This window comes from Enterobacter cloacae complex sp. P18RS (genome assembly GCF_014982105.1).
GTDB lineage: Bacteria > Pseudomonadota > Gammaproteobacteria > Enterobacterales > Enterobacteriaceae > Enterobacter > Enterobacter hormaechei_C.
Genome location: NZ_JADCKV010000038.1, coordinates 39,070 through 53,059 on the forward strand (window position 1 = coordinate 39,070; position 13,990 = coordinate 53,059).

The following is a 13,990-nucleotide window of genomic DNA, read 5'->3' on the forward strand; positions in this document are numbered from 1 at the left end:
GGTTCCTCTCATTATGACTATTCAGTTTGCGCCTGAATGTTTTAATTGGCCCACCGTCAGGGTAGGTCGAGAGGATAATATTGGAAGGTGTGCGTTTTTGAAAAACGATTAATAATCGCAATCACTGTGAGTTTTTCTCACTATAGCCTTTTCGTTTCACACGCCACCCAGATACGCCTTCCTCATCTCCGGATCCTTCAGCAACGCCTCGCCGCTGCCGCTTAACCGAATCTGCCCGTTAACCATCACATAGCCGCGGTCGGACAACTTCAGCGCGTGGTGCGCATTCTGCTCGACCAGAAAAATCGTCATTCCGTTACGGGCCAGTTCGCGCAGCGTCTGGAAAATCTGTTTAACCACGATTGGCGCGAGGCCGAGGCTGGGTTCATCCAGCAGCAGAAGTTTAGGACGGCTCATCAGCGCGCGGGCGATAGCCAGCATCTGCTGTTCACCGCCGGAGAGCGTCATCGCCCGCTGGTTACGTCGCTCCTTGAGGCGGGGGAAGAGGTCGAACATGCTTTTCATATCTTCCGCTGCATGCTGATTGCCGACGGGGATTGTCCCCATCAGCAGGTTCTCTTCTACAGACATATCCGGGAAAATGCGTCGTCCCTCAGGTGCCTGCGCGATGCCACCGGTGGCAACATAGTGGGTGGATTTGTGGCTGATATCCTCGCCGCAGAAGAGGATCTGCCCGTTGCGGATCCGGGGCTGACCAAAGACAGACATCAGTAATGTTGACTTCCCCGCGCCGTTAGCGCCAATCAGGGCCACGGTTTCCCCTTTGTTAACCTCAAGCGAAACCTGCTTCAACGCCTGGATCACCCCGTAGAAAACATCCACATCCTGAAACTGAAGCATCGGTTCGCTCACAGATTTACCTCGCTTTCGTCGGTGCCCAGATACGCGGCAATCACTTTTTCATTGTGCTGGATTTCAGCCGGTTTACCTCTGGCAATCACATCGCCATGATCGAGCACAATGATGTCATCTGAAATGCCCATCACCATCCCCATATCATGCTCGATCAGCAAAACCGTGATGTCATGGTGGTCGCGCAGGAACCGGATGATCTCACTCAGCTTGTGCGTTTCCACCGGGTTCAGGCCGGCAGCAGGTTCATCGAGACAAATCATCTCCGGGCCGGTACACATGGCGCGGGCGATTTCGAGGCGTCGTTGCTGGCCATAGGACATTTCCCCGGCCAGACGGTTCGCGCAATCCACCAGATCCACCACCTCCAGCCAGTAAAACGCCCGGTCCAGCGCATCGTTCTCTGAGCGACGATACGCAGGGGTGTTCAGCACCCCCGCCAGCAGATTGCGGTTGACGCGCATGTGCTGTGCCACCAGCAGGTTTTCCACAACGGACATCTCGCGGAACAGGCGGATGTTCTGAAACGTGCGCGCAAGACCCGCGCGGTTCACCAGATGCGTGCCGCCAAACATCTTATAGAACAGGCGTTGACCAAGCTGCGCCGGGTTGAGCCAGTCGCCCGGCTGGAATTTCTGGCCGAGCACCTGAATGACATTGGTGGTTTTATTTCGTGCATTGAACAGAATGTTGCCGCCGGAGGCCCGGTAGAAACCGGTCAGGCAGTTAAAGACGGTCGTTTTTCCCGCGCCGTTAGGCCCAATGAGTGCGGTAATGGAGCCGCGCTGCACCTCAAGATTGACGTCGTTTAAGGCCTTGATCCCGCCGAAGTGCATCATCAGATGTTCTACACGTAAAATCGTTGCGTTCATGGCGCCACTCCTTTACGCACGGCAAATCCGCTGCGGTTGATGCGGATCAGACCGCGAGGACGCCAGATCATCATCACCACCATCAGCATGCCAAACAGCAGCACGCGATATTCCGCAAAGCTGCGCAGCAGTTCCGGCGTGACGGTCAGCACAAAGGCGGCCAGTACGACGCCGACGGTGGAGCCCATCCCGCCCAGGACCACAATGGCGAGGATCAGGGCCGATTCAAAAAAGGTGAATGAGGTCGGGTTAACAAACCCCTGGTAGGTGGCAAAAAACACTCCGGCGATACCTGCCGTCGATGCGCCCAGGGTGAAGGCCGAGAGTTTGACCAGAACGTGATTCAGCCCCATTGAACGGCAGGCAATCTCATCCTCACGGAGCGCTTCCCACGCCCGTCCAATGGGCATTCGGGTCAGCCGGTGTTTAATGTACAGCACCAGCATGACTACCAGGAACAGCACCGCATAGATAAAGATAAACTTCAAGTTGGGGTTATAGGTCAGGCCGAAGAACTCGTGGAAGGGGACGCCGCCTTCTTTGGCGCGTCGGCCAAACTCCAGGCCAAAAAAGGTCGGGGCAGGGGCTGAAACGCCGTTAGGCCCGCCGGTGAAGGTGAGCCAGTTGTTCAGCACCAGGCGGATGATCTCGCCAAACCCGAGCGTGACGATGGCGAGATAATCCCCGTGCATGCGCAGCACCGGAAAGCCGAGCAGGGCGCCCGCGCCCGCGGCCATTAGCGCCGCCAGCGGCAGCATGCTCCAGAACCCAAGCCCCAGATACTGATACCCGAGCGCCAGCCCGTAAGCGCCGATGGCATAGAAGGCGACATAACCCAGATCCAGCAGCCCTGCCAGGCCAACAACAATGTTCAGCCCAAGACCGAGCAGGACGTAGATCAGTCCGAGAATGGCAACCGTCAGAACGTATTTAGTGGCCACAAACGGGAAGCAGATCGCCAGCGTGACAATTAGCGGAATGATCCAGCGCATGCGGCTTTTATACGCCGGCGGCCGGACATACACCCCCGCATTGTTGGATTCAAACCGCGCCTGTAAACGTCTTCCGGCCGCCGTAGCTGAAAACGCGCTCAGCAAAAAGCGTCCCAACATCACCGTGCCAACAATCCACGCCAGCCGCTGGCCGTCAAAGGTAAAGCTGTAACCATCCAGTATCACGCCCGCAATCGGACCGAAAATAATCAGGGCGATCATTCCGGAAAAAATCGAGTCCAGAATGCAGCGCTTCAGGGAAAAACCGTCAGAGGTCATCGCGTTGTTCCTTACACTTTAGCCACGACGGGGCGGCCCAGCAGCCCCTGAGGACGAAAGATCAGAATTAAGACCAGCAATCCAAACGAGAACACGTCTTTATAATCCGAGTTCACCATCCCGGAGAATTGCGCTTCTGCGACGCCCAGAATCAGCCCGCCAAGCATCGCACCGGGCAGAGAGCCGATGCCGCCCAGCACCGCCGCCGTAAAGGCCTTGATGCCGATAACGAACCCGACGTAAAAATCAAAGGTGCCGTAATTCATGGTGATCAGCACGCCCGCCAGCCCGGCCATGGCTGCGCCGATAACAAACACCAGCGAAATAATTCTGTCGGTGTTGATACCCAGAATGGAGGCCATCTTACGATCCTGCTGTACCGCACGGCACATGCGTCCTAAGCGGGTACGGTTGATAATCCAGGTCAGCACCAGCATGCCCGCGAACGAGGCGATGAGAATAAAGACTTTGGTATAGGTTATCTGGACAAACCCTTCGCCGAGGTGAAAACGCAGCACGCCATCAAGCATGGTGGGCACGCCCTGCTGGCGCGGGCCCTGGCTGAGCTGGACGTAGTTTTGCAGTATCAACGACATCCCGATGGCCGAAATCAGCGGTGCCAGACGCGTCGAGTTGCGTAGCGGCTTATAGGCGATGCGCTCAATCGTCCAGCCATAAACGCCGGTGACCACGATGGTGAAAACCAGCGTCCCCAGGATCAGCAGCGGAAAGGAGTGGAGTCCAAAAAACGCCAGCAGGGCCAGGCCAATGGCCGAGAGATAGGCGGAGATCATATACACTTCGCCGTGGGCGAAATTGATCATACCGATGATGCCGTACACCATGGTGTAGCCGATGGCGATAAGACCGTAGACCGAACCCAGCGTTAAGCCATTAATTAATTGTTGCAGGAAGAATGTACTCATGGTCGCGCACCTGAATAAAGGGTTACGCCGACAGTCAGACCTGCCGGCGCTGAGCAGATTCCGTCCCGTTATGGCACTTCTTTATATTTGCCTTTGTCATCCCACTGATAGACCACGTAGTCAGAGACTTTGAGGTCACCTTTGCTGTCCCAGGCTTTTTTACCCATCACCGTGTCGACAGGGTTGGCCTTCAGCCACTCGCTGGCTTTTGCGGAATCCGTCCCTTTCGTGGCCTTGAATGCCGCCGCGATAGCCTGCACAGACGCGTAGGCGTAGAGGGTGTATCCTTCAGGTTCAAATTTACCGGTGCGGAATTTCTCGATGACGGCTTTTCCGTCCGGGATCAGGCGCGGATCTTTACCGAAGGTCATGTAAATACCGTTGGTGTATTGCGCCCCACCGGCGGCGGTGACCATCTCTTCATTGACGATACAGTCTCCCGAGAAGAACTTCGCCTGCACGCCCTGTTCACGCATCTGGCGAACCAGCGGACCCGCTTCCGGGTGACAGCCCCCGAAGAACACCACGTCCGGTTTTTGTGCGCCAATTTTGGTCACCAGCGCGTTAAAGTCCTTCTCCCCGCGGGATAACCCTTCGTACATCACCTCCTTCACGCCGCGTTTCGCCAGCGCCGCCTTAGTGGCGTCCGCCAGCCCCTGGCCGTAGGTGTCTTTATCGTGGATGATGACCACCCGTTTGGCTTTCAGCTTATCAAGAATGAAATCGCTGGCGACCTGGCCCTGCTGGTCGTCACGTCCGCACATGCGAAATATATCGCTCATGCCACGTTCGGTAATAAGCGGGTTCGTCGAGCCGGGGGTGATGGAGAGGATCCCGGCATCGCTGTAGACCTCGGAGGCGGGCATGGTCGACGAGGAGCAGAAGTGGCCGACGACCGCTTTCACCTTATCCTGATCGACTAAGCGGTTGGCAACGGCGACGGCCTGTTTGGGCTCGCAGGCGTCGTCGCCCTGAACCAGTTTGATTTTCTCACCGTTGATCCCGCCGGCGGCGTTAATGTCTTCCGCCGCCTGCGTAGCGCCATGCCAGTATTGATCGCCGTAGGTTGCGTTCGGGCCTGTGAACGGCCCGGCCACGCCGATGACGATATCGGCCTGCGCGGAAAAGGCCGTCACCAGACAACCGGCCAGCACCAGGGAGAGGGGAGTTTTGGTAAATTTCAGCGACATTATTATGTTCCTTAGCAAAGAGGTTTTTGCACCAGGTATAAACCCGAACGCCTGATGGCATCGTAAATCCAAAAACAAGAGCGAGAACAAAATGCACTTTAGAAGCAATCTCATGCTTAATACGGCGAGGATCCCACGCACCGCGAAGCGCGCAGAACATTAAGCAAAAAGGTTGCCAGAATGGTTAATCCCTTGACCGGGTCACAACACGTTGAGTATAGAGCGCCGTTTTATGCGTCTTTGCGGGATAAGATGAATTTACAGCGGAGATCACATCTCCTTAACAACAAAGCCCATAAGTTGTGCAACGGTCACGATTTGCACGTTTTTGCAGCAATAAAGACCTAAACTTCAGATAGGCACGCGCTGCGATATATGTCAGGATCGTTTTTTTTATCAGGAGTATCAGCAATGGCTGAAGGCCCATTAAATGAAAGCGAGATGGCGTGGCTGGAAGAGACATTAATCTCTTACGGTCACGACGATGCATCCGTGATTGACGTGTCCGAACTGGACGGCATGCTTACCGCAGTACTTTCCGGTCCCGTTGTGGTGGAGCCCGACACCTGGCTGGTGGCGGTCTGGGGTGGTGAGAAATATATTCCGCGCTGGAAAAACGATCGTGAGATGAACCGTTTTATCGATCTCTGCTTTAAGCACATGAACGATATTGCCGAGCGTTTGAGCGAATACCCGGATCAGTTTGAACCGCTGTTTGGCTATAACGACGTTGACGGTCAGAGCTATACCGTGGTGGAAGAGTGGTGCTATGGCTACATGCGCGGCGTGGCGCTGACGGACTGGTCATCCCTGCCGGAAGCGCTGGAAGCGGACCTGGCGGTGATTGCCCTCCACGGGACGGAAGAGAACAGCGAGAAGCTGGATGCGCTGACCGAAGAGGAGTACATGGCCAGCATCGAGAGCATTCAGCCTGCGGCGCTGCGTTTGTATAACTACTGGGTGGCTAACCCGCAGCAGCCGGAAGCGAAAAAGCCGATCGTGAACGGGTCGAAGGTGGGGCGTAACGATCCGTGCCCGTGCGGGAGTGGGAAGAAGTTTAAAAGCTGCTGCCTGCATTAAATCATTAATTACTGTGGCCTGAATGGGGCACGGGTGTTGAGTCCCCGCTAAAATCGGCGAACCGGAGACCAGATGACAAGGGCTGGACGCCATGGATGGCGGCCAGAGGCGAATCGAGACAGGATGTCGAGTTGAGCCGACCGCAGGCAGATGGTCGGGAGGTGAGCGCAGTGCGAAGCACCGATTTTCCGCGGGGCCGCGGGGATTGATAAGGGGGCCGCGGCGGCCCCCTTATCCCGTTCACATGCTGTGAAAAAATTATATTCTGTTGATCTTAAGGTGAACGGAACAGTACCTCAGGACCTGTATAAATAAGTTATCCCACTTCCGGCAGCATCCCCGCTGCAATCAAAATCTGCACCAGAATAATCACCACCCCACAACCAAACACCGCGCAAAGCATTGGCGTACCGCCCGCTACGCGATACCCCTGCTGCGGATGTTGCTGGCGGCTCTTCCACGCCAGCAGGGAAGGCAGCAGCAGGGCCAGTACCGATAACGCCACGCCAGCATACCCCAGCGCCATCACAAACCCGCGCGGGTAAAAGAGCGCGAAGGCCAGCGGCGGCAGGAAGGTCATCGCCCCCGTCTGTAAGCGTCCGGCAACGGTATTGCGACGCTGGAACAGATCCGCCATATAGTCAAACAGGCCAAGCGCTACGCCGAGGAAGGAGGTTGCCAGCGCCAGGTCTGCAAACAGATGTACCGCCAGCTCCACGTGTGAAGAGGCCACCACGTTACGCAGGGCAACCAGGAATCCATTCAGACCAGAATGCTCTGCCATCAGGCCGATAAAGGTATTGGAATCAATACTGCCCAGCGTCACCAGCTGCCAGAACAGGTAAGCAATCAACGGAATGGCGCTGCCGATAACAAAGACGCGGCGCAGCTTGCGAATATCACCGTTCATATAGCTCACGATGCTCGGCACGCTGCCGTGAAAACCGAAGGAGGTGAAAATAACCGGGATGGCCGAAAGCGCCAGACCTTTCTCCAGCGGGAGGGAGAGCAGGTTAATCTTGTGAACATGCGGTGCCAGCAGCACCAGCATCACAATCAGGAAGAGAATTTTGGCGCTGAACAAAAAACGGTTAAACAGATCGACCAGCGATGTGCCCGCACAAACCACGCCGCCACCGATCAGCGTAAAGACAATGGCGCCTGTTTCCGGTGAAAGTGACGCACCGAAGCCGTCATTGATACTTGACGCAATCAGCTCCCCGGCGCCGCTGATGTAAGCGGCAGTCAGGGCGTACATCAGGAACATCATGCTGAAACCGGTGATCCACTGCCCGTAGCGTCCAAGATAGCGTGCAGCCAGGGAGCCTAAGCCAGTATCGGCAGGGACATGCTGATAAACCTCCAGCAATAATAGCGCGGTGTAACACATCAGGGCCCACAGACCGCCCAGCAGCACTACGGTAACCCCAAACCCGACGCCGGCGGCAGCCAACGGCATGGCCAACATTCCTGCGCCAATTGTCGTTCCGGCGACGATAAAAATACTTCCCAGAGTTCTGTTCTTCACGCTTTCCTCTACAACGCTTCCATACCGCGACTCATTCTGCGGCGCAGAGTAAGGGAAAAGCACCATCTCGTCAAATCACCGTTACATAGGGTGTAATAATTAATTTACAAAAAGAAAAGGGTAACCTGCGCCAGCGCAAAGCGTGCCGTAGAGGGAACGTTTAGTCTGCTTTTTATTTGCGAGAGGTAACCATGTCAATTCACGGACACGACGTGCTGAATATGATGATTGAGTCAGGTGAGCGCTATACGGAGGAGAGTCTGGTTGAGGCGATACATGCCCGCTTTGGCGAAGCGGCGCGTTTCCATACCTGTTCAGCTTCGGAGATGACGGCCGCGGAGCTGGTGGCGTTTCTGGCGGCGCGCGGAAAATTCATTCCGGCAGCAGACGGATTTTCCACTCACGAAAGTAAAATCTGCCGCCATTAAATAATGCGGTGCTGAAAACTCAGCACCGCTTTTCTGTTAATTCTGGGTATCGAGCGTCGACAGCTCTTTATCAATGAAGTACAGACCTTCCCCGGATTTACCTGCCAGAGATAATTTATCCAGCACGGATTTAAACAGCTTCTCTTCTTCGTGCTGTTCAGCCACATACCACTGAAGGAAATTAAAGGTTGGATAATCCTGGCTGGTCATGGCGGCATGAGCCAGTTCATTAATTTTCTGGGTGATCAGCTGTTCATGCTCATAGGTGGCGCGGAACAGTTCATCAAGAGAGCCGTATTCGGCAAAAGGCGATGCCACGTTATCAATGCGCGGCAGGCTGCCGGTGTCCGTCAGGTAATCAAACAGACGCTGCATGTGCGTCATCTCTTCCTGGGCATGACGACGCAGGAAGGCGGCCGCCCCTTCAAAGCTGTGATAGCTGCACCAGGCGCTCATCTGCTGATAAAGCAGGGAAGAAAAAAGCTCAAGATTCATTTGCGCATTGAGCTTGTCGATCATTTCAGTTTTTAACATGGTGCAGCTCCGGTTTATTAATTCTGGTTCACGATGAGCGACACTATAATTTGTTATTTAATTATTTGCAAAAAGTAAAATAAATATTTCTTTATTAAAAATACGAATGGGAATAAAACGCATTGCCGCCATTTATATTTATTAATGAGAATTGTTTTAGTTCTTATTAAATAAACTGCCAGCGTGACTGGCAGTAGCGGTTAATACCACGGATTCTGGCTGGAAGAGGTAACAGCATATCCCTGACATTTATACTGAATGGTCACACTTTCGTTCAGACAGAGTGAACCGCTGATCAGGGTGCAGGTATTAATTGGCTGCCCGTAGGCTGACGCAGTGGCGTAGCCCATATGTTGACAGGCTTTGGTTGCCGTACCGTTATTAACATACTCATCAGACCAGGCGTTTTGCAGCATGGCCTGGCCATAGTCGAGGCGCACAATTCCGTTTGGGGCATCCGTACTGCTGACTTCTGCCTGACGGTTGATACTGCACCCGGCGAGCAACAGGATCGTTCCGGCTATGATTACACGTTTCATGGTTCACTCTGCGTGACGGGAAATACGCCATTGTAACCAACGCGATGGTACGCAATGGCTGGAATAGCCGGAGGATCTGCCCTCTCACTGTGCAACGAGCCGGGCCACCGCGCGAAATTGTGAGCGCATCTTTGTTTTTTAAAACAAGTTTTCACTTAATTTGAAAGTGCGTTTGTTTGATAGTAAGGTTAAGTTGAAAAGGTATCCACAGCGGGATCGCCCGCCATGCATTCAGGAGAGACAAGATGAAAATTGCACTGATGATGGAAAACAGCCAGGCCGCTAAGAATCCCATCATCCTTAATGAGCTGAAAGCCGTTGCTGATGAGAAAGGTTTTCCGGTCTATAACGTCGGTATGAGTGATGAGAACGATCATCATCTCACCTATATTCACCTGGGCATCATGGCGAGCATTCTGCTTAACGCTAAAGCCGTTGATTTTGTTGTTACCGGCTGCGGTACCGGGCAGGGCGCGCTGATGTCCCTGAACATCCATCCGGGTGTGATTTGCGGTTACTGCATCGATCCTGCGGATGCTTTCCTGTTTGCGCAAATCAACAACGGTAACGCGCTTTCTCTGCCGTTTGCGAAGGGCTTCGGCTGGGGGGCAGAACTGAACGTACGCTTTATCTTTGAGAAAGCGTTTACCGGACGCAATGGCGAAGGCTATCCACCAGAGCGTAAAGAGCCGCAGGTGCGTAACGCCGGGATCCTGAACCAGGTGAAAGCGGCGGTGGTGAAAGAAAACTATCTGGATACCCTGCGAGCAATCGATCCTGAGCTGGTTAAAACCGCCGTATCAGGCCAGCGCTTCCAGCAGTGCTTCTTCGAGAACTGCCAGGACAAAGAGATTGAAGCCTTCGTGCGCGGTATTGTTGGCTGATTTACTTTGCCGGGCGGTGCGTTGCCTGCCCGGCAGATAGCGTTACTTTTTCGATGAGACCGCGCTGCCCGCATCTTGAGTCAGACGCAGCGTGTCAACCATTCCCACCAGGCAGATCAGCGCGATTGCCACAAATGCCAGCCGGAAGCTCATTCCTGGCATACCGGCAATCCCCATCGCCTCACTGACTTTTTCCCCGATACGAATACCAATCGCCCCGAGCGTGATCCCAAGCCCCACGGCAAGCTGCGTTGCGGTTGAAAACAGAGTATTGGCATAGCTCATCTGCACCGATGGCACATCCGCAAAAGCCAGCGTACTGATGGCTGTAAACTGAATCGAACGGAAAACGCCGCCCAGATAAAGGATCAGCATGATGAGCCACGCGGGCGTCTGCGGCGTAAGAAACGCGCAGGCCAGCAACGCCAGGACATTCAACGCACCGTTAATCAGCAACAGCCGCTTAAACCCCAGGCTGCGGATAAGCGGCGTCGTCGCCGGCTTAATGGTGAGATTGCCAACGAAAACCGCCAGCACCAGCAGGCCAGAATGGAACGCGTCCATGCCAAAGCCGACCTGGAACATCAGCGGTAACAGGAACGGAACCGCGCTGATGGAGGCGCGAAACAGCGATCCGCCGTACAGGGTGACGCGAAACGTCGGCACCTGCATCGCATCGAGCCTGATCATCGGCCAGGTTGCCCGCTTAAAGTGACGCAGCGCCAGGCTTAAGGCGACGACACCGACGATAAACAGCGTGGCGGTTAATCCTGTTCGCAGAGGCTCTGCGCCCATCAACTCCATCGCATAAACCAGGCTCACCATGGCAAGGGTGGTGACAACAAAACCCGGTAAATCAAACGGTCGGCGCGTATCTTCATGCAGGTCTGGAATGATGCGCAGTGCCAGCAAAATGGCGATTATCCCCAGCGGCACGTTAATAAAGAAGATCCAGCGCCAGTCGGCATAGCTGGTAATGAATCCACCCAGCGGCGGGCCGATGATCGGCGCGACCAGCGCAGGCCACGTCAGGGTGGCGATTGCCGTGATGAGCTGATGTTTTGGCGTGGTGCGTAGCACGGCCAGGCGACCTACGGGCACCATCAGCGCACCACCCATGCCCTGGAGGACGCGCATCGCAACGAACTGATCGAGCGTGGTGGACAGGCCGCAAAATACCGAGGCCAGCGTGAAGATCGCCAGCGCGAGGGCAAACACTTTTCGCGCGCCGAAGCGGTCGGCGATCCAGCCGCTGGCGGGGATCAGCACGGCCAGGGTGATCAGATAGGCGCTGATGCCGATATTCAGATCCACCGCCTGGTCGCCGAAGCTTTTTGCCATATCCGGCAACGCGGTGGCGATCACCGTCCCATCCAGAAACTCCATAAAGAAAGCACCGGCCACCAGCAGCGCCGCAGGCGATAATCCACGGCTCTCTTTGCCGGATACGTTTTCACTCATTCTCTTCCTGCCCGCTCAAAAAATTTTATAAACATTTACTGGAATTTATAAGCCTGTAACGTGCGGATTTATCATGGCTTTTTTTAACAAACCAGCAGCACTGAGGGTTTAATAACCGTGATGCAGGTCACAAAATGGTTGATTTTTGTGATGGTGGTCATATTATAAGCGTATTGACAATAACACCTGCATAACACGTTACTGGAGCAACATAATGAAACTGCGCAAAATCCTGAAAAGCATGTGGGCAAACTACTGCACAACGTTTAAAGACGTCCCACCGGGTGCGATGTTCTGATAAAAAAACCTGCTTCGGCAGGTTTTTTTATGTCTGCGGACGACGAGAGGGAGATGGAAGGGCGTCTGTTTTGCTACTATGGCGGCCTTTGAATAAGGAGAACCCCATGTCACAAAACCTGAGCGCCGATCAGGAACTGGTATCTGACGTCGTCGCCTGCCAGCTGGTTATCAAACAAATCCTTGATGTGATTGACGTTATCGCGCCGGTTGAGGTACGCGAAAAGATGTCGACCCAGCTGAAAAACATCGATTTCACCAACCATCCTGCTGCGGCGGACCCGGTTACGCTCCGCGCGATCCAGAAAGCGATTGCGCTGATTGAACTCCGCTTCACACCGCAGGGTGAGTCACACTAAAATAAACCGATGTTTTAAAATTAGAAACTCTTTTCTGCTTTTACGTCGAAGGGCGACAGAGCCTGTCGCCCGCAGAAGGATCAGAAGAACGTCTGCACCAGCAGATAGCTCACCACGCAGGCACAGCTGACACCAATCAGCCCCGGCAGAATAAAGCTGTGGTTGATGATGAATTTACCGATGCGGGTGGTGCCGGAGCGATCGAACCCGATACAGGCCAGATCGCTCGGATAGGTGGGCAGCACAAAATAGCCGTAGGATGCCGGGAAGAAGGCCACCAGCATTTTCGGATCGATGCCCAGCATCAACCCCATCGGGGCGACCGCGGTCAAGGCCGCAGCCTGGCTGTTGACCAGTTTTGATACCAGGAACAGCACGATGGCATACGTCCAGGGATGACTTTTCACCACCCCCTCCAGCGCCATTTTCAGCTCGTCGAGATGCGCCTGAAAAAAGGTATCGCTCATCCACGCCACGCCAAACACCGAGAAAATCGCGACCATCCCCGCCTTAAATACCGCCCCGTTTGAAATGGCCGACGCATTCACCTTGCAGGTCATCAGCATGATGGCCCCGGCGATCAGCATCATCATTTGAATGACAAGGTTCATCGACAGGGCTGTCATTTTCCCTTTGATCTCAAACGCCGGACGCAGCTCGGGCAGCGCACCCAGCAGGACCACTATGGCAATCCCGGCGAAGAAGATCCACGTGGACCAGTAGGCCTGTTTCGGGAAACGTTGATCCATCAACGTCTCCGTTCCTCCATAGATAAACTCCCGCTGTTTCGGATCTTTCAGCTTTTCCTGAAATTCAGGATCGTCTGCGAGGTTTTTCCCGCGACGCAAGCTCCACAGCGCCGCAATGGCGACGCCAGACAGTGAGGCCGGTACGGAGACCGCAAGAATTTCGAGGATCCCCCACGCGTGGCCGATACCGTGCTGCGCACCCAGAATCGAGACCAGCGAAACGACGGCCACGGAAACGGGGGAGGCGGTGATCGCCATCTGAGATGCCACCGAGGCCACCGCCATCGGCCGTTCCGGGCGTATGCCTTTTTTCAGGGCGATATCCGCGATAATGGGAAACATGGTGTAGACGACGTGCCCGGTCCCGCACAGGAAGGTCAACATCCAGGTGGTAAACGGTGCGAGAAGGGTGATGTGCTGGGGATGTTTACGCAGCAGGCGCTCTGCAAACTGCATCATTACATTCAGGCCACCGGCGGTCTGTAGCGTGGCCGCACAGCCGATGACGGCGAGGATCGTGAGCATCACGTCAACCGGCGGTTTACCGGGTTGCAGACCAAAGACAAAACTCAAAACAAACAGGCCGATGCCGCTTATCAGCCCCAGGCCCATCCCGCCGAAGCGGGTGCCTATCAGCAGGCAGAGAATAATGACAATAAACTCAATGGTGATCATGATGCTCCCTCGTTAATGAATGTAATTAAACAAATCATTACACGATGTATGGTTATTCATTGGGAGCAAGATCTGATTTGTTAAATGTCAGCAAAAGCAGGGAGTTGGTACCCACTCCCTGACGGGCTGAGGGATCCCCAGTAATTTGAAAGCAAAAGCGATAACGTTGCCTTCAGAATAACTGAAGGCTTTCAGCGATGCCTCGGTCCGGCTGTAAATCGCTGAGGCGTTTCCTGTAGGCCGGGGCGAGGCGCAGGGATGCGCCGAGAGGGCGGGCTTTACAGGGATGTTACCTCCGCCCGTCCCCGATAAGCCGGAAGGAAT

General features: G+C 54.7%; 15 protein-coding genes. 5 read left to right on the plus strand and 10 right to left on the minus strand.

What is annotated here, in order from left to right; translation table 11 throughout:
* Nucleotides 1–156: 156 nt before the first annotated feature.
* The 5 genes from INF61_RS21985 to INF61_RS22005 all read right to left on the minus strand — a co-directional run bounded on the left by INF61_RS21985 (nucleotide 157) and on the right by INF61_RS22005 (nucleotide 5,132).
* The gene (locus INF61_RS21985) at nucleotides 157–873 is read right to left on the minus strand and encodes an ABC transporter ATP-binding protein (protein WP_193548126.1); all 717 of its coding nucleotides are present in this window, start codon (nucleotides 871–873) and stop codon (nucleotides 157–159) included.
* A complete protein-coding gene (locus INF61_RS21990) occupies nucleotides 870–1,745 on the minus strand; it encodes an ABC transporter ATP-binding protein (protein ID WP_015570244.1) in 876 nt (291 codons plus the stop codon). Before INF61_RS21990 ends, INF61_RS21985 begins: the two co-directional genes overlap by 4 nt.
* The gene (gene livM, locus INF61_RS21995) at nucleotides 1,742–3,016 is read right to left on the minus strand and encodes a high-affinity branched-chain amino acid ABC transporter permease LivM (protein ID WP_062937922.1); all 1,275 of its coding nucleotides are present in this window, start codon (nucleotides 3,014–3,016) and stop codon (nucleotides 1,742–1,744) included. Before livM ends, INF61_RS21990 begins: the two co-directional genes overlap by 4 nt.
* Nucleotides 3,017–3,027: 11 nt before the next feature.
* A complete protein-coding gene (locus tag INF61_RS22000) occupies nucleotides 3,028–3,942 on the minus strand; it encodes a branched-chain amino acid ABC transporter permease (RefSeq protein WP_003859667.1) in 915 nt (304 codons plus the stop codon).
* Between the two features lie 68 nt (nucleotides 3,943–4,010).
* A complete protein-coding gene (locus tag INF61_RS22005) occupies nucleotides 4,011–5,132 on the minus strand; it encodes a branched-chain amino acid ABC transporter substrate-binding protein (RefSeq protein WP_003859669.1) in 1,122 nt (373 codons plus the stop codon).
* Nucleotides 5,133–5,543: 411 nt separating this feature from the next.
* Here INF61_RS22005 and INF61_RS22010 point away from each other — a divergent pair, with 411 nt between their 5' ends.
* On the plus strand, nucleotides 5,544–6,212 hold the full coding sequence (locus INF61_RS22010; protein WP_003859671.1) for a YecA family protein: 669 nt from the start codon (nucleotides 5,544–5,546) through the stop codon (nucleotides 6,210–6,212).
* A 316-nt stretch (nucleotides 6,213–6,528) separates the two neighbouring features.
* Here the strand turns inward: INF61_RS22010 and tyrP are convergent, their stop codons facing one another.
* Complete coding sequence (tyrP, locus tag INF61_RS22015; RefSeq protein ID WP_032620305.1) at nucleotides 6,529–7,740, minus strand: tyrosine transporter TyrP; 1,212 nt, start codon at nucleotides 7,738–7,740, stop codon at nucleotides 6,529–6,531.
* A 191-nt stretch (nucleotides 7,741–7,931) separates the two neighbouring features.
* On the opposite strand from tyrP, the gene INF61_RS22020 reads away from it, so the two are divergent.
* Entirely contained in the window at nucleotides 7,932–8,168 is a 237-nt protein-coding gene (locus INF61_RS22020; protein ID WP_003859673.1) for a YecH family metal-binding protein, read from the plus strand.
* Between the two features lie 36 nt (nucleotides 8,169–8,204).
* Here the strand turns inward: INF61_RS22020 and ftnA are convergent, their stop codons facing one another.
* Together ftnA and yecR are read right to left on the minus strand one after the other, a co-directional pair.
* Nucleotides 8,205–8,702: a non-heme ferritin gene (ftnA, locus tag INF61_RS22025; protein ID WP_003859676.1), complete on the minus strand. Its 498-nt coding sequence runs from the start codon at nucleotides 8,700–8,702 to the stop codon at nucleotides 8,205–8,207.
* Between the two features lie 200 nt (nucleotides 8,703–8,902).
* Nucleotides 8,903–9,241, minus strand: coding sequence for a YecR family lipoprotein (yecR, locus tag INF61_RS22030; protein WP_062937920.1), 339 nt, complete (start codon nucleotides 9,239–9,241; stop codon nucleotides 8,903–8,905).
* Between the two features lie 245 nt (nucleotides 9,242–9,486).
* Here yecR and INF61_RS22035 point away from each other — a divergent pair, with 245 nt between their 5' ends.
* Nucleotides 9,487–10,125 carry an RpiB/LacA/LacB family sugar-phosphate isomerase gene (locus tag INF61_RS22035; protein ID WP_003859680.1) on the plus strand — a complete coding sequence of 213 codons (639 nt, stop codon included), beginning with the start codon at nucleotides 9,487–9,489 and terminating at the stop codon, nucleotides 10,123–10,125.
* A gap of 42 nt (nucleotides 10,126–10,167) precedes the next feature.
* Here the strand turns inward: INF61_RS22035 and INF61_RS22040 are convergent, their stop codons facing one another.
* Nucleotides 10,168–11,586: an MFS transporter gene (locus INF61_RS22040; RefSeq protein WP_033486941.1), complete on the minus strand. Its 1,419-nt coding sequence runs from the start codon at nucleotides 11,584–11,586 to the stop codon at nucleotides 10,168–10,170.
* 214 nt (nucleotides 11,587–11,800) lie between these two features.
* Here INF61_RS22040 and azuC point away from each other — a divergent pair, with 214 nt between their 5' ends.
* Nucleotides 11,801–11,884, plus strand: a complete 84-nt coding sequence (gene azuC, locus INF61_RS22045) for a stress response protein AzuC (protein WP_003859682.1) — start codon at nucleotides 11,801–11,803, stop codon at nucleotides 11,882–11,884.
* 106 nt (nucleotides 11,885–11,990) lie between these two features.
* Nucleotides 11,991–12,242, plus strand: a complete 252-nt coding sequence (locus tag INF61_RS22050; RefSeq protein ID WP_003859683.1) for a DUF2766 family protein — start codon at nucleotides 11,991–11,993, stop codon at nucleotides 12,240–12,242.
* An 80-nt stretch (nucleotides 12,243–12,322) separates the two neighbouring features.
* Here INF61_RS22050 and INF61_RS22055 read toward each other — a convergent pair whose 3' ends face one another.
* Entirely contained in the window at nucleotides 12,323–13,666 is a 1,344-nt protein-coding gene (locus INF61_RS22055; protein ID WP_032671672.1) for an anaerobic C4-dicarboxylate transporter, read from the minus strand.
* Between the last annotated feature and the right edge of the window lie 324 nt (nucleotides 13,667–13,990).